Genomic DNA, 19,706 nt, shown 5'->3' on the forward strand with positions numbered 1-19,706 from the left:
CGCCGGGAACCGATACAGGGAGAGAAGCATGAGGAACGACATCACCCGTCGTGAGGCGCTGGTATTGGGCGCATCCGCTGCTGCGCTGGCTGCGACCGGCGCATCGGCGCAAACCGCGTCCACCATCAAGGCCGCCGACGTCCCCGCCCCCAAGCGCGAGATCGAGAAGGGCGCGACCTTGCGCATGCTGCGCCCGGTGCGCTTCGTGCAGGCCGACGAGGACGTGTTCCGCGCCAATGCGAAGGCCTTCAGCGACAAGACCGGCGTCGAGGTGAAGGTCGATTTCGTCGGCTGGGAAGACATCAACCAGCAGACCGCGGTGACCTCGAACTCCGGCGCCGGCCCCGACATCATCATCGGCTTCTCCGATGCGCCGCACATCTATATCGATAAGCTAGTCGAGCTGACCGACGTCGCCGACTATCTCGGCAAGCGCTACGGCGGCTGGCTGCCGCTGGCGCAGAAATACGGCAAGCGCAACAAGAGCGATGCCTGGATCGGATTGCCGTTCGGCGCCACCGCCGGCCCGCTGATCTACCGCAAGTCGGTGCTGCAATCGGTCGGCTATGACAAGGTTCCGGAAGATCATGCCGGAATCCTCGAGCTGTTCCAAAAGCTGCAGAAGGCCGGCAAGCCGGCCGGCTTTGCACTCGGCAATGCCAAGGGCGACGGCAATGGCTTCGCCAACTGGGCGCTGTGGTCGCACAACGCTTCCCTGCTCGATGAGGAGGGCAACGTCATCATCAACAGCAAGGAGACCATCGCCGCACTGAAGTGGGTCAAGGACCTCTACCCGACCTTCATTGCCGGCACGCCATCCTGGAACGACGTCAGCAACAACCGCGCCTATTCCTCGCAGGAAATCTCGCTGACCGCCAACGGCGTCTCGCTGTACTTCTCGCTGAAGAACGATCCGGCGACCCGTGCGATCGCCGAGGACAGCGAGCATCAGCTCTTGCCGAAGGGCGTGGCCAAGGTCTCGCCGATGGCGGGCCTGACGCTGAACGCGATGCTGTTCAAGCACAGCCCCTATCCCAACGCCGCGAAGGCCTTCCTGCAATTCATGCTGGAAAAGGAACAGTACGAGCCGTGGCTCAACGCCAACTCCGGCTACTGGTCGCAGCCACTCGCGGCCTATGCCGAAGCCGGCGTCTGGTCCAGCGATCCCAAGGTCAAGATCTTCAAGGACACGATGCTGAGCACCTACTACGACGGCTACAAGGGTCCGATCTCGACCGCCACCGGCGCGGTCAGCGCCGATTACGTGCTGATCCAGATGTGCGCGGCCGTCGCGACTGGCGCCTCGACGCCGGAGGCTGCGGCCGCGGAAGCGGAGCAGCGTGCGAAGCGGTATTTCCGCCGGCAGGGGCGCGGCTGAACCGCAAATCTGGTCACCGTCATTGCGAGCGAAGCGAAGCAATCCATAGCGCCACAAAAGAGGAATGGATTGCTTCGTCGCTTCGCCCCTCGCAATGACGACGGTGGATGAGAATTCAATGTCCGTAACCACCCTCCCCTCGCGCAGCATGGCGCTCCGGCAACCCGGCTGGATCGCGCGGCTGTTCGACTACAAGCCATTCCTGATCGTGATGTGCCTGGCGCCCGCGATCGGGTTGCTCACCGTATTTCTCACCTATCCACTCGGCCTCGGCGTCTGGCTCGCCTTCACCGATACCACGATCGGCCAGCGCGGCATCTACATCGGCCTTGAGAACTTCCAGTACCTGCTCAAGGATCCGCTGTGGTGGAACGCGGTGTTCTACAGCATCTTCTACACCGGCATTGCTACAATCGGGAAATTCGCGCTCGGCTTCTGGCTGGCGCTTCTGCTCAACAACCATTTTCCGTTCAAGAGCCTTCTGCGCGCCATCGTGCTGCTGCCATGGATCGTGCCGACGGTGCTGTCGGCGCTGGCGTTCTGGTGGATCTATGATCCGCAGTTCTCGATCATTTCCTATCTCCTGGTCGACGTCTTGCACATCCGCTCCACCAATATCGACTTCCTCGGCACGCCCTGGCCGGCGCGCTTTTCGCTGATTGCAGCCAATATCTGGCGCGGCATTCCCTTTGTCGCGATCTCCCTGCTGGCGGGGCTGCAGACGATCTCGCCCTCGCTCTATGAAGCCGCGATGCTCGATGGCGCCACCGCCTGGCAACGCTTCCGCTACATCACTCTGCCCATGATGATGCCGATCCTCGCGATCGTCATGACGTTCTCGATTATCTTCACCTTCACCGACTTCCAGCTCGTCTACGCCATCACCCGGGGCGGGCCGGTCAACTCTACCCATTTGCTCGCAACGCTCGCCTTCCAGCGCGGCATCGCCGGCGGAGAGCTCGGCGAGGGCGCGGCGATCGCGGTGTCGATGATTCCGTTCCTCGTATTCGCGACCTTGTTCAGCTACTTCGGCCTCGCGCGCCGCAAATGGCAGCAGGGAGAAGCCAATGACTGACGTAGCCGCCTCGCCCGGCAACAGCAATGTCGCCAGCGCCACGCCCGATACCATGTCGTGGGATTCCCGCGCGCGTCGGATGGTGATGATCTATCTGCCGCTGGCCTGCTTCGTGATCATCTTGCTGTTTCCGTTCTACTGGATGACGGTCACCTCGTTCAAACCGAACGCGGAGCTTCTGAACTACAAGGAGCACAATCCGTTCTGGATCTCCTCGCCGACGCTGGCGCATATCAAGCACCTTCTGTTCAACACCGCCTATCCGACCTGGCTGAAGACCACGATGCTCGTGGCGATCGGCTCAACCTTCCTGTCGCTGTTCGCCTCGACGCTCGCAGCCTATGCGATCGAGCGCCTGCGCTTCCGCGGCAGCCCCTATGTGGGCCTCGGCATCTACCTCGCCTATCTGGTGCCGCCCTCGATCCTGTTCATTCCGCTGGCCACCGTGATCGTGCAATTCGGCCTGTTCGACTCGCCGCTGGCGCTGATCCTGGTCTATCCGACCTTTCTGGTGCCGTTCTGCACCTGGTTGTTGATCGGTTATTTCAAGTCGATCCCCTATGAGCTCGAGGAATGCGCGCTTGTCGACGGCGCGACGCGGCTGCAGATCCTGCGGCGGATCACGCTGCCGCTCGCTGTGCCAGGCCTGATCTCGGCCGGCATCTTCTCGTTCACACTGTCGTGGAACGAGTTCATTTACGCGCTCGCCTTCATCCAGAGCGGCGCCAACAAGACGGTGCCGGTCGCGATCCTCACCGAACTCGTCACCGGCGACGTCTACCAGTGGGGCGCGCTGATGGCGGGCTCGCTACTCGGCTCGCTGCCGGTCGCGCTGTTCTACTCGCTGTTCGTGGATTACTACGTCTCATCGCTGACCGGCGCGGTGAAGGAGTAAACCGCTTAGCGGGGCTTGAACTCCACCGGCACGTTGAAGGGCATCGACCCGTAGGTGATCTCGGGCGGAAACGCCGGGAATGGCGAGGCCTGGCGGATCATTGCCATGGCCTGTGCATCGAACGCCGCAACGCCCGACGAGCCGCCGAGACGGCTGGACTGCACCTGACCACTACGGTTCAACGTGAAGCTCAGCCGGGCGACGCCGCGCTGACCATTGCCACCCGACGGATACTGGTGGAAGCGCATCAGATGCGCCCGGACGCGCTGGCTGTAAGCGGCCATCGCCGATGCTGCCGCGCCCGCGCTGATCGCCGACGCGGCAGGCGCCTGGCGCTCGGCGCGTGGCGGCGCGCTGGTGCGTGGTGCGGGCGGTGCCTCCGACGGCTTCTTGGCATCCGGCCGGACGACTTTTGGCTTGACCGGGATCGGCTTCTGATCCGGGACCGCTTGCGTCGGCTCCGGCTTTTGCGGCGTCGGCTGCTGTTTCTGCTCCGGCGGCGCAACGACCTCCGGCTTTTCCTGTGGCGGGGTCGGAGCGATCTGTTCCTGCACGAGCTCCGCGGCCGCCGGCTCGGGCGGCGCCGCGTCCGCCTGCTGCATCTCAGGTCCCGGCGTTATGTCCATCGGCGCGGTTTCCGGCGACGAGGTGACTGGCGCGAGATCGATCATGATGGCAGGCATCGACACGCCGGGCGCCGGCCGCTGCGTGTGCCAGTTCATGGCCAGCGCAATCAGCGCGGCATGCGCTGCAAGAATCGCAAACGCCGAGGCCCCCCAGCGCCGCATATCGGCCTGGTCGGAGACGTCGTGGAGCGCGAACGCGTTCATGGAATTAGCTGCGGCCGTCGAGGCCGACCAGCGCGATCTTGAGATAGCCGGCGTTGCGCAGAAGGTTCATCACCTCCATCAGGTCGCCATAGCTGACCGCCTTGTCGGCGCGCAGAAAAATGCGCTCGTCTTTCTTGCCATGCGTGGCGCTGTCGAGCGTGGAAGTCAGTGCATCGCGCGCGATGATGTCCTCGCCGACCGCGACCGAAAGATCCGGTTTCACGGTGACGAATACCGGCTGGTCCGGTCGTGGCGACGGCTCGACGGCGCTGGCAGGCAGATCGACGCCGAGATCGACGGTTGCGAGCGGCGCGGCGACCATGAAGATGATCAGGAGCACCAGCATCACGTCGATGAATGGCGTGACATTGATCTCGTGAGCCTCGACAAGATCGTCGCCGCCGCCGCGCGTCCGTCCGCCGACTGTTTGCCCGAGCTTCGCGCCCATCGCGTTACTCCGCGGCGCGCGCGAGACGGAACGTGCCGCGGTCGCCCTCGCGGCTGATCAGGAGCAGCACAAGCGCCGAGGCATCGCCGAGCAGCGCGCGGTGGGCCGCGATGGTGCGGGTGAGATGGTTGTAGATCACGACCGCCGGGATTGCCGCGACGAGACCAAGCGCGGTCGCGAGCAAGGCCTCCGCGATGCCGGGCGCCACCACGGCGAGATTGGTGGTCTTGGCTTCGGAAATGCCGATGAACGAATTCATGATGCCCCAGACCGTGCCGAACAGGCCGACGAACGGCGCGGTGGCGCCGATGGTCGCGAGCACGCCGGTGCCGCGCGCAATCTGCCGCGACATCGCCGCTTCCACCCGCTCCAGCCGCAGCGCGACACGCTCCTTGAGGCCATCGTCAAAATGGCCGCCGGAAAGGCTGGCCTCGCGCGCGGCCGACTGAATGATCTGCGCCACGGCGTCGTTGCCGCCGCGGGTCTCCTGTTCGGCCTTGGCCAGCACCGTATCGCTTTCCAGCAAGCCCAGTCGCCGTTTGGCGGTCGCCGTCTTGCGGTGTATTTCGATGGTTTTTGCCAGCCAGATCGTCCACGTCACCAGCGAGGCGAAGGCGAGCCCGACCATCACCGCCTGCACCACCACGTCCGCATTCACAAACATGTTCCAGGGCGACAGGTTGCGCGGCAGCAGCGCGGTATCCATGGCAGCGAGCGCTGTACCCGGCGAGATAGCCGCGGCGATCGCGCCACACCAACGGATCATAACGTCCAGCACTCGTTGCTGCATGATCGTCTCCCGGGTTGACAATGCGGATCGGTTTTACGCCGCGCGGGCGGACGCGATCCTCTCGCCAAGCGCATGAAAGCGCTGCAACTGGTCAACGCGCAGCGCACGCGTCTCGTCGCGACCGACGAACACCTTGAACATGATGCCGCCATCGACATTGATGAACGCGATGAAGGCCGACGACTTGCCCATGAACGGACGCTCGACGAAAGCGATCGCCGCGCAGCGCTCATGCCGCAAATGGCCGTGCAGCCCCTTCGGCTGCATCAGGTTGAAATAGCCGCGGCCGACTTCACCCGCCGGCACGCTGCCGGTGAACTCGAAGATCGCGTCATCGGTATGGACGATCAGCGTCACCTCGCCCCACTGCGCGACGTCATTCATCGCGGCGGCGAATTCACTGCCGGGACCGAAACGCACCATCGTATCGGGCAGCGCCTCCAGCACGGCGCGCGGGGTTACCTTCCGCTGCCGCGCCACGTCCTCGATCACCGCGCCCGGATTGTCAGCCATGTAGGCCTTGAGATCGGCGAGATCCGTGTTCAACATGAACAGCCCTCCCCGTCAGGCGGCGGCGCTGGATTTGCGCTCGCTCAGGATCACTTCAAATCCTTCGAACTTGGGATGGCCGAGATAGAGGCTTTCGCCGGTCTTGTTGTCGGCGCGGGCATGCGCGCGGCGGAATTCTTCCGAGCGGGTCCAGGCCTCGAACGCGGCCTTATCGACCCAGACCGTGTGCGACGAATACAGCGTGTGATCTTCGGCGACGGGCCCCTTGAGCAGGTGAAACTCGACGAAGCCGGCCATGTTGCTGAGATAGGACTCGCGCGTGCGCCAGACATTCTCGAAGGCCGCTTCGGAGCCAATCTTCACCTGGAACCGGTTCATCGCGATAAACATTTGAAATCTCCTTAGCTGGGTTGCTGGGGTGCGCCTGGCGTACCGTTTGAGTTGGTTGGAAACAAGAACGCGCCGAAGCCGCGCTGGAGCATCAGCGCGGCCCGGTGCAACTTTAGTGGTTTGTCAGCTCGTCGAACTACACTCCGCCAAAGTGAATCTTTAGCCCGGCCTTGTAGACCCTGCCCGGTCCGGGGCTCGACCACAGCACATCGTTTTGGTTGGTGCCGTCGGTGGAACTGCCGGGGATGGCATAGGGCCGGTAGTACTGGTTCAAGAGATTGTCGATCGAGGCCGTGAAAACAACGTCCTTGGTCGCGTTCCAGGTCAGGTACAGATTGACCAGGTCATAGCCAGTTGCGGGCAGATAGCCGGGGGGCACGTCGTTGTTGGGACCGAACGAGGACCATTGCGCTGCGAGGATCAGTCTACGATCGAGCAGGCGCACACCGCCGGTCGTGGTGATCTTGCGCGGGGTGATGGTCGCGAGCCCGACATTGGTGGCGACGTTCTTGCCCTGCATCAGGTGACCCGAGAAACCGACATACCACAGGCCGGTGTCATACGCAGTTTCCCACTCGAAGCCTTCGATCCGGGCGTGCGCGATGTTCTGATACTGATAGAACTGGCTGAACAGGCCGGGGACCGGGACCAGGATGGCTGGCCGCGGGGTCGACGCGACGAGGTCGATATAGCCATCGACGTCATTGCGGAAGACATTGAACTTGCCGCGGAAGCTGTCGCCAGCCGCGAACACGTCGTTGTACTTGAGATTAACGCCGACTTCCTTGTTCTTGCCGACCTCCGGCCTCAGGTTCGGATTGGACAGGAAGCAGAACAGGCCGGCAGTGCCGCCCGGGCACGGGAAGAGCGGGGGACCACCGCCTGTGGCATGCGCGCCGGCGATCAACGTCTCGGTAATCGCGGGCGCGCGGTAGCCTTCGGCATAGCTGGCATAGGGCGTGAAGCCGGGCACCGGCGTCACGCCGACCGTGAACTTCGGCGAGAACCGGTCGCCACCGCCGCCGGTCGCAACAAACGGCGAATGAAGGTCGTAACGGTCGTAGCGGATCGCACTGATGGCCTCGAACCAGGTCGAGTAATTCTGCTTCAATTGCGCGAACCCGCCGGACACGGTGCGCAGGCCGCTGGGCGTAGTGACGTTGGAATTGCCGCGGCTGTCGAAGGTCCTCACGTCATCCTGAAACGCATCGAGGCCAAGCGTAACCGCGTTACGCCAATCGCCGACATTGAACCTCGTCGTGTTGTTGACGTCGATCCCGAGCGTATCGAGCACATAGCCGCGCCTGTCGCCGACGCAGCCCGAGATGTTGTTGCCGAATGCGCCACCGCAGATCGCAGGAGCGCTCGTGCTATTATGATGGGTCTTGACCTGGTCGTTGTCGGTGCGGTTACCGTACAGCGACATATTCCAATCCCAGAGATTGTCGTCCGGCCTGGCGTACTTCCAGGTCAGCGTTCCCGTGTAGTTCTTGACGTCGGATGCGTAGACCGACGAACCCTGGAAGAGCGCGCGTTGCGCCGCCGTCAGTACCGGCCCGCGGTTGAACTGGCCGATGTTGTATTGGTAGTCCTGAAAGATGCCGCCGAGCTTGATCTCATGGCCTTCCGCGGGACGGACGGTGACCTTCATCAGGCCAGCCGCGATCTCGTTGCCGGTATTGCCGATCTCGGTGCCGTTGCCATCCTTGTAATTGCCCTGCGTGCGATAGACTGCGCCGCCGAACACGTCGACATTGGGATCGGCGCGTACACCGCCGAAGATCGAGCCGAGGCCGCGAGCGTTGTTGGTGCCGCCAGAGCCGGTCATGTCGACGCCCCAGCGTTCGCCCGGGCGCACCACGTCATCGATGTCCTTGGTGCGGAACGAGACAACGCCGCCGATTGCACCAGAGCCGTAGATGTTCGCGGTCGGACCGCGCACGACGTCAACGCCGCCGACCAGCTCGGGATCGAGGAAGAACGAGCCGTTGGCGTTGTGACCGGTACGCTGATAGTTCTGCCGCGCGCCGTCGACGACAACGGCAACGCGGCCGAAATCCTGCAAGCCGCGAATGTTGATCACGGTCGAGGGATCGTCACCGCGCTCCTGGACCGACACGCCAGGTATTTGGTACAGGATGTCGGACAGTCGGTTCGGCTGCAGGCCCTGGATCTGTTCGAGCGTCACCACGCTGACGGGAGCGAGCGCGTCGATGGCGCGCTCCTCGGTCTTGGTCGCAACTGCCGTAATCGTATCGAGCGACTGCACCGGCGCGGCTCCAATCTGCGCCCGCGCATTCATTGCCGGCGCTGTTGCCTGCTGATCCTGCGGCGGCTTCGCCGGCTTGCGCCGCGACTGCTTCTGCCGCTCGGACGAGCCGCTCGCAGCCTGCGTATCCGCCGTCTGCGCGTTGCCGGCTTCCCCGCCCAGCAATGCAATTGAAAACACCGACGCGCCCAACAAGAGGGCGCGCGAAATCCTAGCCCCATCAGCCATACAGCCCCGACCCCGATATCCGTTCTTGGGTTTGGCTGGCGGGCGCTGCGCGTAAGTTGCGAGCTGCTTGCTGGCTACCACATTCTGGACGCAGGCATTTCGCCTGCATCATGTCATGCTTTGGTTACGTGGCGGGTTCCCGGCGGTCAAGAACCGCATCAGGCACTTTATATCAATTGTAAACTGCCACAGTTGGATTGCGGCGCATCGCACCTGTACAAACGGGCCTTCACATAGACCTCTTCGGGGCGCCACAGACGACATGTCCGCAGCAACAGGAGACAAGTTCAAAGACGCCCGGACACAAGCCGGCAATTCCGCTTCTGCTGCGAGGTCACTTGCCATCAGCGGCAACCGGATCGACAGCCGCGAACTGTTCGCGAGCGAGCGCGAGATCATCATCGCGCATGGCGCGGACAATTATCGTCTGCGGCTGACGTCGCAGAACAAGCTGATCCTGACCAAGTGACCGATCAGGTAAACTGGTAATGGCAATTTGTCGCACGCTCGCATGGTCGGCCGCCTGCTTCCTGCTCGGCGGCGCCGCGCTGGCCGAGGGCATTACGGTGCGTGATGCACGCAACCGCGACGTCACGATCAGCGACCCTGCGCGGATCGTCTCGATCGGCGGTGCGATCACGGAAATTCTCTATGCGCTGGGCTTCGAGGATCGCATCGCCGGCGTGGACTCCACCAGCTTCTATCCTCCCGCAGCGCTGCGCGACAAGCCGAATGTCGGCTATATGCGTCAGCTTTCGGCCGAGGGCGTCCTTGGGCTCAATCCATCGCTGGTAGTGGCCGTGCAGGGATCCGGACCAAAGGAAACCATGGACGTGCTTGAGGCGGCCAGGGTGCCGCTGGTGCTGGTGCCCGAGACTTTTTCGGAAGCGGGTCTGATCGACAAGATCAAGTTGGTCGGTCACGCCATGGGCGCGGACAAGCGCGCCGAATGCCTGACGACGGCGGTTTCCGGCGATCTGGCCCAACTGCGCGAGCTGCGCGCCAAGGTGACCAAGCCGGTCCGCGTCATGTTCGTGATGTCGCTGTTGAACGGCCGCGCGATGGCCGCCGGCAAGAACACCGCGGCGAACGAGATCATCGCGCTTGCCGGCGGCGTCAACGCCATCGACGGCTATGACGGCTACAAGATCATCAATGACGAGGCGATCGTCGCGGCCAAGCCCGACGTGGTGCTCTCGATCCAGCGCGGCAAGGACTCGGTGGCTGCAGAAGCCGTATACGCCCATCCCGCCTTCGCGCTGACCCCGGTCGCGGCCAACAAGACCTTCATCTCCATGGAAGGCCTCTATTTGCTCGGCTTCGGTCCGCGCACCGCTGCCGCCGCCCGCGATCTTTCGGTCAAGCTCTATCCGGCACTGGCGCCCCAGGCGGAGAAGTTCAAGCCGGCAGCGCTCACTGCCGATTGCCGGCAATGACCGCTGTCACTGATGCCGGCGCGAAGCGCCGCAGCGGTTATGCGTTGCGGCCGCCCGCTTCTCTGACGTTGCTTTGCCTGCTCGCCGCGCTTGCCGGCGCGGCTTTGGTCGCGCTCACGGTAGGCGCGGCCGGAATTCCGCTGACGCGGCTGCCTGCCGCGCTCGGCCTGTGGGCGGATGCTTCAGCCAGTCCAACGCTTGCGCGCGACCAACTCGTGCTGTGGTCGATCCGGATTCCCAGGATCGGCGCCGCGGCGATGATAGGCGCCTTGCTCGCGGCGTCGGGGGCCATCATGCAGGGGCTGTTTCGCAACCCCCTCGCCGACCCCGCGCTGGTCGGCGTTTCCTCCGGTGGCGCGTTTGCAGCTGCGGCTGCGATCGTCATCACCGACAGCCAGATCGGCCAAAGCCTACATTTCCTGCAAAATCAGTTGCTGCCGATCGCGGCCTTCGCGGGTTCGCTGCTCACGACGATCATCCTCTATTCGATCGCGAGCCGCTCGGGCCGGACCTCGATTGCGATCTTCCTGCTGGCCGGCATTGCCATCGCGGCCATCGCCAATGCCGGTATCGGACTGCTCGTGTTCATCGCCGACGACCGCCAGCTTCGCGACATCACGTTCTGGCTATTGGGCTCGCTAAGCGGTGCGACCTGGCCCAAGCTCGCCACGCTGGCGCCGGTGCTGGCGTGCACGGCGATCGCATGCGTCTCGATCGCGCGCGGGCTCGATGTCATCGTGCTCGGCGAAGCTGAGGCGTTCCACAGCGGCGTCGACGTCGAGCGGCTAAAGCGGATTTCGATCGTGCTGGTGTCGGCGATGACTGGGGTTGCGGTTTCGGTCTGCGGCGTCGTCGGCTTTGTCGGCATCGTGGTGCCGCATCTGCTGCGGCTGGTGATCGGGCCCGCGCACCGGCTGCTGCTGCCGGCGTCCATGCTGCTCGGCGCGGTGCTGCTGGTGGGCGCCGATACATTGGCCCGCACCATCGTGGCGCCGGCGGAAATGCCGATCGGCATTCTCACGGCCGCGGTCGGCGCGCCGTTCTTCCTCGCCATGCTGCTGCGCCAGCGCGGACTGGTCTCACTATGAGCGCGCTTCTCGAAGCGCAGTCGGTCTCGATGATGGTCGGCGGCGCCACGCTGGTCGATAACATTGATCTGCGCGTTCAGGCCGGCGAGATGGTCGCGATCGTCGGCCCCAACGGCGCCGGCAAATCGACACTGCTGCGGATGTTATCCGGCGATCTCCGCCCGACGAAGGGCCGCATCGAGCTGAAGCAGCGCGACATTCACGGCTATCCGCCGCGCCTTCTCGCTCAACATCGCGCGATGCTGTCGCAGCATGTCAACGTCACCTTCCCGTTCACGGTCGAGGAAATCGTCCATATGGGTGCCGGCGACAGCGGCCGCGCGACCGCGCAGCGGCTGGTTGACGCCGCGCTCGCCGAGGTCGATCTGGCGCATTTCAGCCAGCGCCAATTGCCGACGCTCTCGGGCGGCGAACAGCAGCGCGCGCATTTCGCCCGCGTATTGGTGCAGCTCGCCTGCGGTGAGGCGCAGCATGGCCCGGGCCTTCTCTTGCTGGACGAGCCGACCTCCAGCCTCGACATGCGCCACCAGATTGATCTCGTGGAGATCGCAAAGCAGCGCGCGCAGAACGGCACGGCTGTGATCGCGGTGCTGCATGACCTCAACCTTGCCATGCGCTTTGCCGACCGCATCGTGCTCTTGCATCGCGGCCGCCTTGCCGTCGATGGCGGCCGCGCCGAGGCGATCACGGCCGAGACCATCCGACGGATCTTCGAGGTCGACGTCCGCATCGACTACACCGACCAGGGCGTGCCGTTCCTGCTGCCGCAAACCATGCGGCCCGTCGGCGCGCCCTAGAGCCCGGTTCTGATTGAATCAGAACCGGGGCTCGAGGGTTGTTTTGGACGCGTTTTCTTGACGCGAACCGGGCCCACTTCGCTGGAAAACGCTCTGACGGCATAACGCCGCAAGCCTTATCCCGCGGCGTTACAGCTTCTTCACGGAACTGTCAGCCAACTGTAACAACCGCTCCGCAAGACAGGCACGTCATCATCACAGGAGGTCCGCCATGCGCATGTCGTTGCTCTGCTCTGTCGTATCAGTCTTTCTGACCGGCGCCGCCTTCGCCCAGGGAGAGGGCGAGTTTCCCGCCACGCTGAGGGGGCACGCGGTGCTGCCGGCCGAGACCTTCATCGAGGCGCCCGCCGACGCGCCGGCCGATCTCAAGACCGCCGGCAAATACACCACCGGCAAGCGCGTCGACGCCGCCGGCACGGTGATGGGCAAATCCTATGAGCGCCCGACCGGCGTGTCGCTGCCATTCAAGGGCCAGCCGCTGCAGGGACATTCCGGCGTCAAGGTGATGCCGGACGGCACGTTCTGGGTGCTCACCGACAACGGCATGGGCTCGCGCTACAACTCGGCCGACTCGATGCTGTATGTCAACCGGCACAAGATCGACTGGGCGAGCGGCAAGATCGAACGGCAGGAAACCATCTTCCTGCACGATCCGGACAAGAAGGTGCCGTTCCGCATCGTGCACGAGGACAGCGCCAAGCGTTATCTCACCGGCGCCGATTTCGACACCGAAGGGTTTCAGATCGTCGGCGACACCTTCTGGATCGGCGACGAGTTCGGGCCCTATGTGCTGAAGGCAGACAAGACCGGCAAGGTTTTGGCCGTGTTCGAGACCACCGCCGACGGCAAGCCGGTGCGTTCGCCCGATCACTGGTCGGTGCAGTCACCGGCAGCGCCCGGCGCAAGCTACACCACGGTCAATCTGCGTCGCTCCAAGGGCTATGAAGGTTTTGCCGCCTCGAAGGACGGCAAGTTCCTGTACGGCCTGCTCGAGGGTCCGCTCTGGGATGCCGAGAAGAAGGACGTTGAAAAGGTCGACGGCAAGGAAGCCGCGCGGATCCTCGAATTCGACGTCGCCGCCGAAAAGTTCACCGGCCGCTATTGGCATTACGTGTTCGAGCAGAACGGCCACGCCATCGGCGACTTCAACATGATCGATGCGACGAACGGCCTCGTCATCGAGCGCGACAATGGCGAGGGCACCGCCGACAAGGCCTGCCCGCAAGGTCAGCGCGGCGATAACTGCTTCCCGGATCTCGCCAAGTTCAAGCGCGTCTACAAGATCGAACTCTCCGACGCCAATGTCGGCAAGCCGGTGCGCAAGATCGGCTATATCGACCTGATGAAGATCAAGGATCCCGACAAGAAGGCCCGCAAGCCGCTCAATGACGGCGTGCTGACCTTCCCGTTCTTCACCATCGAGAACGTCGATCGCGTCGACGACACCCATATCATCGTCGGCAACGACAACAACCTGCCGTTCTCGTCGAGCCGCGACCCGAATAAGGCCGACGACAACGAGTTCGTGCTGCTGGAAGTCGCCGAGTTCTTGAAGGCGAAGTGACGCCGTCACTCCCTCTCCCCGCCCTTTCGCGGGGAGAGGGTCGGGGTGAGGGGCTCTCTCCGCGTAACGACTACATCATCGAGTCCGTGGAGACAGCCCTCACCCCTGCCCTCTCCCCGTAAGAACGGGGAGAGGGAGATGAGCGACCGCGTACGTGCCTGGCGGCTCTCCTGAAAGCGAAGTGACGCCGCCGCTCCCTCTCCCCGCCGTTCGCGGGGAGAGGGTCAGGGTGAGGGGCTCTCTCCGCGTCATCACGACATCATCGGATTTACGAGGATGGCCCTCACGCAGTCCTCGACCACCACAATCGCTTCAAGCCGTCGGCGCCGCACCTTTATTTTGTGCGCCTCGATCCCCATGTTGGACGCATGTCGACATTTCTGGGGATGCCGGCTTGACCGAGCAGCTCTCGCTTTTTGCGCCAGAGAAAACCGCGCCGGAGGGACTTCGCTACGCCGCGGAGTTCATCGCGCCGGCGCTTGAGCGCGAGCTCATCGGCCAGATCTCGGCGCTGCCGCTGCAGCCGTTCCAATTCGGCGCATTCGAGGGCAAGCGCCGCGTGGCGTCTTTCGGGTTCCGCTATGATTACACGCTGCAACGGTTGCAGTCGGCCGAGCCGATCCCTGAATGGCTTCTGCCGCTGATCGAAAAGGTCGAGGCCTTTGGCGGGCCATCGACGAAGATCGCGCAAGTGCTCTGCACCGAATATGACGTCGGCGTCGGGATTGGCTGGCACCGCGATAAACCACATTTTGATCGGATCTTCGGCCTCTCGCTGGGATCGCCGTGCAAGTTCCGTTTCCGCCGCGCGATTGGGGAAAAGTGGCAGCGCTACACGCTCGAGGCCGCGCCGCGCTCGCTCTACATGATGGCGGGCGAATCCCGGCGGGTCTGGGAACACAGCATCCCCGGCGTCGAGGCGCCGCGCCGTTCGATCACCTTTCGTACGATGGCCGACCAAAAGCGGTAGCGGCGCTCACGTGTCGGCTCTGATAGAGTACGCCTGTTCAGAATCGCGTGAGACCAATGGCAAGACGCACCGGCAGTGCCGATCTTCCCCTGCATGGCGGCCGCGTGCCGCCATGGCTGGCGACGCGCATGTCCTCGCTCGGCGCCATCATTACGCAAGCCATCGTGCATCACTACGGCCGTGATGAATTCCTAAGACGGCTGTCGCATCCGTTCTGGTTTCAGTCGTTCGGCGCGGTGATGGGAATGGACTGGCATTCGTCCGGCATCACCACCAGCGTCATCGGCGCGCTGAAACGCGGCCTCAAACCCATGGGGCACGAGCTTGGCATCCGCGTCTGCGGCGGGCGCGGGCAGCACTCGCGGAAGACACCGGATGAGCTTCGGCTGATCGGCGAGCGTATCGGCTTCGATAGCACGCCATTGATCCGCGCCAGCCGCCTCGTCGCCAAGGTCGACAGTGCCGCAGTCCAGGACGGTTTTGATCTTTACCTGCACGGCTTTTTCGTCACCGACGATGGCAGGTGGACCGTCGTGCAGCAGGGCATGAATGGCGACAAACGTCAGGCGCGGCGTTACCATTGGCATTCGCAACAGCTAGCCAGCTTTGTTGACGAACCGCACAGCGCGATCGATGGCCCGGTGCAGGGCGAGATCGTCAATCTCACCGATCACCGCGCCGAGCGATCGCGCGCGGCGCAGCTTGAGCTGCTAAGCGAGATCGGTCCCGATGGCATCGTCAGCGAACTCGCTGCGATCGGCGACAAACAGCCGGCGCAGGCCATGCTGTCCCATCTCGTGATGCCCGCGCATCATGACGTGCGAGCAAGCGACGTGTTCAGCCGCCGCCTGCACGGCACGCTCGCCGCGGCGGCCGAGCGCGGGCCGGTCGACTTTGCCGAATTGCTGCTGACGCCAGGCGTCGGCCTCCGCACGGTGCGTTCGCTCGCCATGGTCGCCGAAGTCGTCCATGGCGCGCCCTACCGCTTCACCGATCCCGCCCGCTTCTCGCTGGCGCATGGCGGCAAGGACCGCCATCCCTACCCCGTGCCGATCAAGGTCTACGACGAAACCATCCGCATGCTGAAATCTGCGGTGCAGAACGCAAAACTCGGACGCGACGAGGAAATGCAGGCCTTGAAGCGCCTCGACGATCAAGCGCGAAAGCTCGAGCGCTCGGCCAAGGGCCCGTCACTTGAGGCATTCATCGCAGGAGAGCGTGCCGCATCGCCCGCGCTTGATGGCCGCTCCGTGTTCGGATGGGAAGCGGAGCTGAAGGCGGGCAAGGGCAATTGAGCGCGGTTACTCCCTCTCCCCGCCCTTTCGCGGGGAGAGGGTCGGGGTGAGGGGGCTGCTTCCGCATATTCACTGCATCATCGAGTCCGCGGAGCCAGCCCCTCACCCCTGCCCTCTCCCCGTGAAGAACGGGGAGAGGGAGAGCGGCAGCCTGCGCTTCTCGTTGATGCCGCGCCCTACCCCGCCGGCACCATCACGACGCCCTTGTCCTTGGGCCAGCGGATCCGCCAGGCGAAGTTGATGTCCCTCACCTCGCCCGCCTTGGCCTCAAAGGCCCATTCCAGCACGCCGCGCCGGTCGCGGATGTTGCTTGCGGTCGGCGCCGTCGTGGACGGCAGCATTTCGACCTGGATTTCCTCATTCTCGCTGACCGGCAACTGGTCCTCGATCGCGACCCGGATCGGGAAATCATGGCCGTTGCGCACGGTGGTCTTGAATGCACGTTCGTCGGTCTTCGACGTCGTCACGATCAGACCGGCCGAGCCCTCATTGCGCTTGAGGACAGTGCGCTCGATCTTGATCTTGTCGTCGGCGCCGAAGCCGAGCCGCACGGTCTCGTCCTTGGCCGCAGCCGCCATCTGTCCGCGGCCGACAAAGACCCCGTCGCGATAGATCGAGACCCGGCCCGCCAACAGCGGCGCGTCCTCGTTCTGCTTGAAGCTCGCTTCGAGGAATGCAGTCGGATCCTTCACCGGCGCGGCGCGGACCGAAAGATCAGGCGCGATGATCGCGGTGGAAACGCGTAGGCTCTTGGCGCCTTCACTGGCGCCGACGGAGACGCGGCCGGGAATCCTGAACACCACCTGGAAGCCGCTGACATCGGCCGTCGCCTGCTGTTCATCCGCTCGGTAGCGTTCCTCGAGCGCCTCCGCCACCCTAGATGCGGGAGCCGGTGCGCCACGCAATAATGGCCTGTTGCTGTCGAGCGCACCGCTGGCGGACGCCTGAGGCCGCGGCACTTGCGGATACTGCACGATCAGCGAACCGAGCTCTGGCGCGCTTCCGCCGCGCGCGGTGCGCACGGTCGAGACGCTAAGTGCGACGTTGGACCAATCCTCACCGGTCGATTGCGTGATTTCGGCGCGGCGCACCAGTTCGAGTGTGGGCTTGCGGTCTTTGGCGCCGGTGTCAAGCCGGGCATCGTAGAGCGGCGTCCAGCGCGCGTTGCGCACCGCATAGGTCACCCGCAGCGTCGCCTTGGTCGCGGCGGCGGCAGCGAGTTCGATCCGCACTTCCAGCTTGCTCGGCGGCTTCTGCGCCCGGTCCTGTTCGAGCCGCGCGATTTCACGGTCGAGCTCGCGCTGCTTGCGCTGGGCATCGCGGATGGCGGCGTCGGCGCTGGCGATTTCTTCGCCGACCGCGGCAAAGGCCGCGCGCCATTCGGCAACCGGCCGCGCCTCACCCTTGTCGCCGATCCCCGCAGGAGAAGCGTCGGCAAACCGCTCGGCGAATTTGCGCCGCGCATTGGCCGCATCGATCGCGCCCTGCAGATTGGTCCGCTCGTCCTTCAGCGCCTCGATGCGCTTATCGAGTTCGGGCAGGTTGACGGGCGGCGCCGCGCGCGGCGGCTTGGCGTCGATCGCGCCGATCGTAAGCCTTGCACCCGCCTCACCCTCGACCCGGAGCGAGGACGGATCGAGCGTGAGCGGAAAATCCCTGAGCACGGCCGAATTCTCGCCCGCGGGAAGATCCAGCGTAATGACGCGCGTGACGCTCGCGCCATCCGGATAGACGGTGACCGCATCAACCGCCGAGCGGGCATCAATGTCGGCCGCCCGCGCCTCGCCGGCGACAGCCGCCGTCAGCACGACGAGACTCGTCGTCAAAAAAGCATTCGCAATCAATCGCATGGATAACCCTCCTGAACCGTCGCCGGTCGGCGACGCAGCACAAACCCCACCACTCCCCGTCATGAGACGCAGCGAGGCAGAGCCTGGTTCGATCGGGATTTCCATTGGTCGCCGCGGCGGACCGCGGCGACGCACCAGCCCTCTAGGACAGCTTTCTCTAAACTAGAATACCAGCGCCTTGGCCTGCTTCACCTGAGGCAGCTTCTGCACCTTGGCCAGCACCTCTGGCGGCACAGGGCCGTCGATCTCGACCAGCGCGATGGCGTCGCCGCCCTGCTTGACGCGACCGAGATGGAAAGTGGCGATGTTGATCTTCGCGTCGCCGAGCAGGCTGGCGAAGCTGCCGATGAAGCCGGGCTTGTCCTCATTGGTGACATAGATCATCGACTTGCCGAACTCGGCGTCGACGCGGATGCCCTTGATGTCGACCAGCCGCGGCTTGCCGTCGTGATAGACGGTACCGGACACCGAACGCTCCTGCCGCTCGGTGATGACCGTGACCGTGATCAGGCTTTCATAATCGCTCTGTGCCGCGCGCACGATCTCGTCGACCACCATGCCGCGCTCCTTCGCGACGACGGGCGCGGAGACCACGTTGACCTCGCCCAGCATCGGCCGCAGCAGGCCCGACAGCACCGCTGAAGTGATCGCCTTGATCTTCATCCCGGCAACCGCACCCTCATAGGTGATCTGGGTCTTGAGGATCCCGCTCTCGGTGAGCTGGCCGGCGAACGAGCCAAGCTTTTCGGCAAGCTCGATGAACGGCTTCAGCTTCGGCGCTTCTTCCGCCGTGATCGACGGGAAATTCACCGCGTTCGAGATCGCGCCGGTGAGGAGATAGTCCGACATCTGCTCGGCGACCTGCAGTGCCACGTTCTCCTGCGCTTCGGTGGTGGAGGCGCCGAGATGCGGGGTGCAGATCACGTTGGGATGGCCGAACAGCACGTTGTTCGTCGCCGGCTCCTCGATGAACACGTCGAAGGCGGCGCCCGCGACATGCTTGGAATTCAGCGCATCGACCAGCGCCTGCTCGTCGACCAGACCGCCGCGGGCGCAATTGATGATGCGCACGCCCTTCTTCATCTTGGCGAGCGCCGCCGCGTCGATGATGTTCCTGGTCTTCTCCGTCAGCGGCGTGTGCAACGTGATGAAGTCGGCGCGCTTGAACAATTCGTCCAGCTCGACCTTCTCGACGCCGATGTCCTTGGCGCGCTCCGGTGACAGGAACGGATCGAAGGCGACCACCTTCATTTTCAGCCCCTGCGCGCGATCGGCAACGATCGAGCCGATATTGCCGCAGCCGACCACGCCGAGCGTCTTGCCGGTGATCTCGACGCCCATGAAGCGGTTCTTCTCCCACTTGCCGGCTTGCGTGGAAGCGTCGGCCTGCGGAATTTCACGCGCCAGCGCCAGCATCAACGTAATGGCGTGCTCGGCGGTCGTGATCGAATTGCCGAACGGCGTGTTCATCACGATGATGCCCTTGGCGGTCGCCGCGGGTATCTCGATATTGTCGACGCCGATGCCGGCGCGGCCGATCACCTTCAGCCTCGAAGCCTTGTCGATGATCTTGGCGGTCGCCTTGGTCGCGGAACGGATCGCAAGGCCGTCATAGTCGCCGATGATCTCGGCGAGCTTGTCTTTGTCCTTGCCGAGATTGGGCTGGAAGTCGACCTCTATGCCGCGATCTTTGAAGATCTGCACCGCGGCGGGAGAGAGCGCGTCGGAAATGAGAACTTTGGGTTTGGACATTGGTGTGTTCCTTCACACCTTCCCCTGAAGGGGAAGGTCGGCGCGAAGCGCCGGGATGGGGTGAAGCTGTCGATTGAAATTCGCTGTGCGCCGGGTTGAGAGACTTTCATCCCACCCCGACGCACCTTTCAGGTGCGTCGA

General features: G+C 64.0%; 18 protein-coding genes. 10 read left to right on the top strand and 8 right to left on the bottom strand.

Features of this window, described 5'->3' with window-relative positions:
* Positions 1 to 28: 28 nt before the first annotated feature.
* The 3 genes from J6524_RS07235 to J6524_RS07245 all read left to right on the top strand — a co-directional run bounded on the left by J6524_RS07235 (position 29) and on the right by J6524_RS07245 (position 3,348).
* Positions 29 to 1,378 carry an ABC transporter substrate-binding protein gene (locus tag J6524_RS07235; protein WP_225669684.1) on the top strand — a complete coding sequence of 450 codons (1,350 nt, stop codon included), beginning with the start codon at positions 29 to 31 and terminating at the stop codon, positions 1,376 to 1,378.
* A gap of 118 nt (positions 1,379 to 1,496) precedes the next feature.
* The gene (locus J6524_RS07240) at positions 1,497 to 2,453 is read left to right on the top strand and encodes a carbohydrate ABC transporter permease (protein ID WP_225669685.1); all 957 of its coding nucleotides are present in this window, start codon (positions 1,497 to 1,499) and stop codon (positions 2,451 to 2,453) included.
* Between the two features lie 52 nt (positions 2,454 to 2,505).
* Positions 2,506 to 3,348 carry a carbohydrate ABC transporter permease gene (locus J6524_RS07245; protein WP_376711990.1) on the top strand — a complete coding sequence of 281 codons (843 nt, stop codon included), beginning with the start codon at positions 2,506 to 2,508 and terminating at the stop codon, positions 3,346 to 3,348.
* A gap of 5 nt (positions 3,349 to 3,353) precedes the next feature.
* On the opposite strand, the gene J6524_RS07250 is transcribed toward J6524_RS07245, so the two are convergent.
* From J6524_RS07250 to J6524_RS07275, 6 genes are all read right to left on the bottom strand, one after another.
* Complete coding sequence (locus J6524_RS07250) at positions 3,354 to 4,178, bottom strand: energy transducer TonB family protein (protein WP_225669687.1); 825 nt, start codon at positions 4,176 to 4,178, stop codon at positions 3,354 to 3,356.
* Between the two features lie 4 nt (positions 4,179 to 4,182).
* The gene (gene exbD / locus J6524_RS07255; RefSeq protein WP_225669688.1) at positions 4,183 to 4,626 is read right to left on the bottom strand and encodes a TonB system transport protein ExbD; all 444 of its coding nucleotides are present in this window, start codon (positions 4,624 to 4,626) and stop codon (positions 4,183 to 4,185) included.
* Positions 4,627 to 4,630: 4 nt separating this feature from the next.
* The gene (gene exbB / locus J6524_RS07260) at positions 4,631 to 5,416 is read right to left on the bottom strand and encodes a tonB-system energizer ExbB (RefSeq protein WP_225669689.1); all 786 of its coding nucleotides are present in this window, start codon (positions 5,414 to 5,416) and stop codon (positions 4,631 to 4,633) included.
* A gap of 33 nt (positions 5,417 to 5,449) precedes the next feature.
* On the bottom strand, positions 5,450 to 5,965 hold the full coding sequence (gene hutX / locus J6524_RS07265) for a heme utilization cystosolic carrier protein HutX (protein WP_225669690.1): 516 nt from the start codon (positions 5,963 to 5,965) through the stop codon (positions 5,450 to 5,452).
* A gap of 15 nt (positions 5,966 to 5,980) precedes the next feature.
* Complete coding sequence (gene hmuQ / locus J6524_RS07270; protein ID WP_225669691.1) at positions 5,981 to 6,316, bottom strand: heme-degrading protein HmuQ; 336 nt, start codon at positions 6,314 to 6,316, stop codon at positions 5,981 to 5,983.
* Positions 6,317 to 6,452: 136 nt separating this feature from the next.
* Positions 6,453 to 8,813, bottom strand: coding sequence for a TonB-dependent hemoglobin/transferrin/lactoferrin family receptor (locus J6524_RS07275; RefSeq protein WP_225669692.1), 2,361 nt, complete (start codon positions 8,811 to 8,813; stop codon positions 6,453 to 6,455).
* 262 nt (positions 8,814 to 9,075) lie between these two features.
* Between J6524_RS07275 and J6524_RS07280 the strand changes: the two genes are divergently transcribed.
* From J6524_RS07280 to J6524_RS07310, 7 genes are all read left to right on the top strand, one after another.
* Positions 9,076 to 9,282: a hemin uptake protein HemP gene (locus tag J6524_RS07280; RefSeq protein ID WP_225669693.1), complete on the top strand. Its 207-nt coding sequence runs from the start codon at positions 9,076 to 9,078 to the stop codon at positions 9,280 to 9,282.
* Between the two features lie 19 nt (positions 9,283 to 9,301).
* The gene (locus tag J6524_RS07285) at positions 9,302 to 10,249 is read left to right on the top strand and encodes a heme/hemin ABC transporter substrate-binding protein (protein ID WP_225669694.1); all 948 of its coding nucleotides are present in this window, start codon (positions 9,302 to 9,304) and stop codon (positions 10,247 to 10,249) included.
* Positions 10,246 to 11,337 carry a FecCD family ABC transporter permease gene (locus J6524_RS07290; RefSeq protein ID WP_225669695.1) on the top strand — a complete coding sequence of 364 codons (1,092 nt, stop codon included), beginning with the start codon at positions 10,246 to 10,248 and terminating at the stop codon, positions 11,335 to 11,337. Before J6524_RS07285 ends, J6524_RS07290 begins: the two co-directional genes overlap by 4 nt.
* A complete protein-coding gene (locus tag J6524_RS07295) occupies positions 11,334 to 12,134 on the top strand; it encodes a heme ABC transporter ATP-binding protein (protein WP_225669696.1) in 801 nt (266 codons plus the stop codon). The genes J6524_RS07290 and J6524_RS07295 overlap by 4 nt, the downstream gene beginning before the upstream one ends.
* 211 nt (positions 12,135 to 12,345) lie before the next feature.
* Complete coding sequence (locus J6524_RS07300) at positions 12,346 to 13,698, top strand: esterase-like activity of phytase family protein (RefSeq protein ID WP_225669697.1); 1,353 nt, start codon at positions 12,346 to 12,348, stop codon at positions 13,696 to 13,698.
* 394 nt (positions 13,699 to 14,092) lie between these two features.
* Complete coding sequence (locus J6524_RS07305) at positions 14,093 to 14,668, top strand: alpha-ketoglutarate-dependent dioxygenase AlkB (RefSeq protein ID WP_225669698.1); 576 nt, start codon at positions 14,093 to 14,095, stop codon at positions 14,666 to 14,668.
* A gap of 56 nt (positions 14,669 to 14,724) precedes the next feature.
* Positions 14,725 to 15,963, top strand: a complete 1,239-nt coding sequence (locus tag J6524_RS07310; RefSeq protein WP_225669699.1) for a DUF763 domain-containing protein — start codon at positions 14,725 to 14,727, stop codon at positions 15,961 to 15,963.
* Between the two features lie 176 nt (positions 15,964 to 16,139).
* Here J6524_RS07310 and J6524_RS07315 read toward each other — a convergent pair whose 3' ends face one another.
* Positions 16,140 to 17,813, bottom strand: a complete 1,674-nt coding sequence (locus J6524_RS07315) for a mucoidy inhibitor MuiA family protein (RefSeq protein WP_225669700.1) — start codon at positions 17,811 to 17,813, stop codon at positions 16,140 to 16,142.
* 162 nt (positions 17,814 to 17,975) lie between these two features.
* Complete coding sequence (gene serA, locus J6524_RS07320) at positions 17,976 to 19,565, bottom strand: phosphoglycerate dehydrogenase (RefSeq protein WP_225669701.1); 1,590 nt, start codon at positions 19,563 to 19,565, stop codon at positions 17,976 to 17,978.
* Positions 19,566 to 19,706: the final 141 nt, after the last annotated feature.

Source organism: Bradyrhizobium hereditatis (assembly GCF_020329435.1).
Taxonomy (GTDB): Bacteria; Pseudomonadota; Alphaproteobacteria; order Rhizobiales; family Xanthobacteraceae; genus Bradyrhizobium; species Bradyrhizobium hereditatis.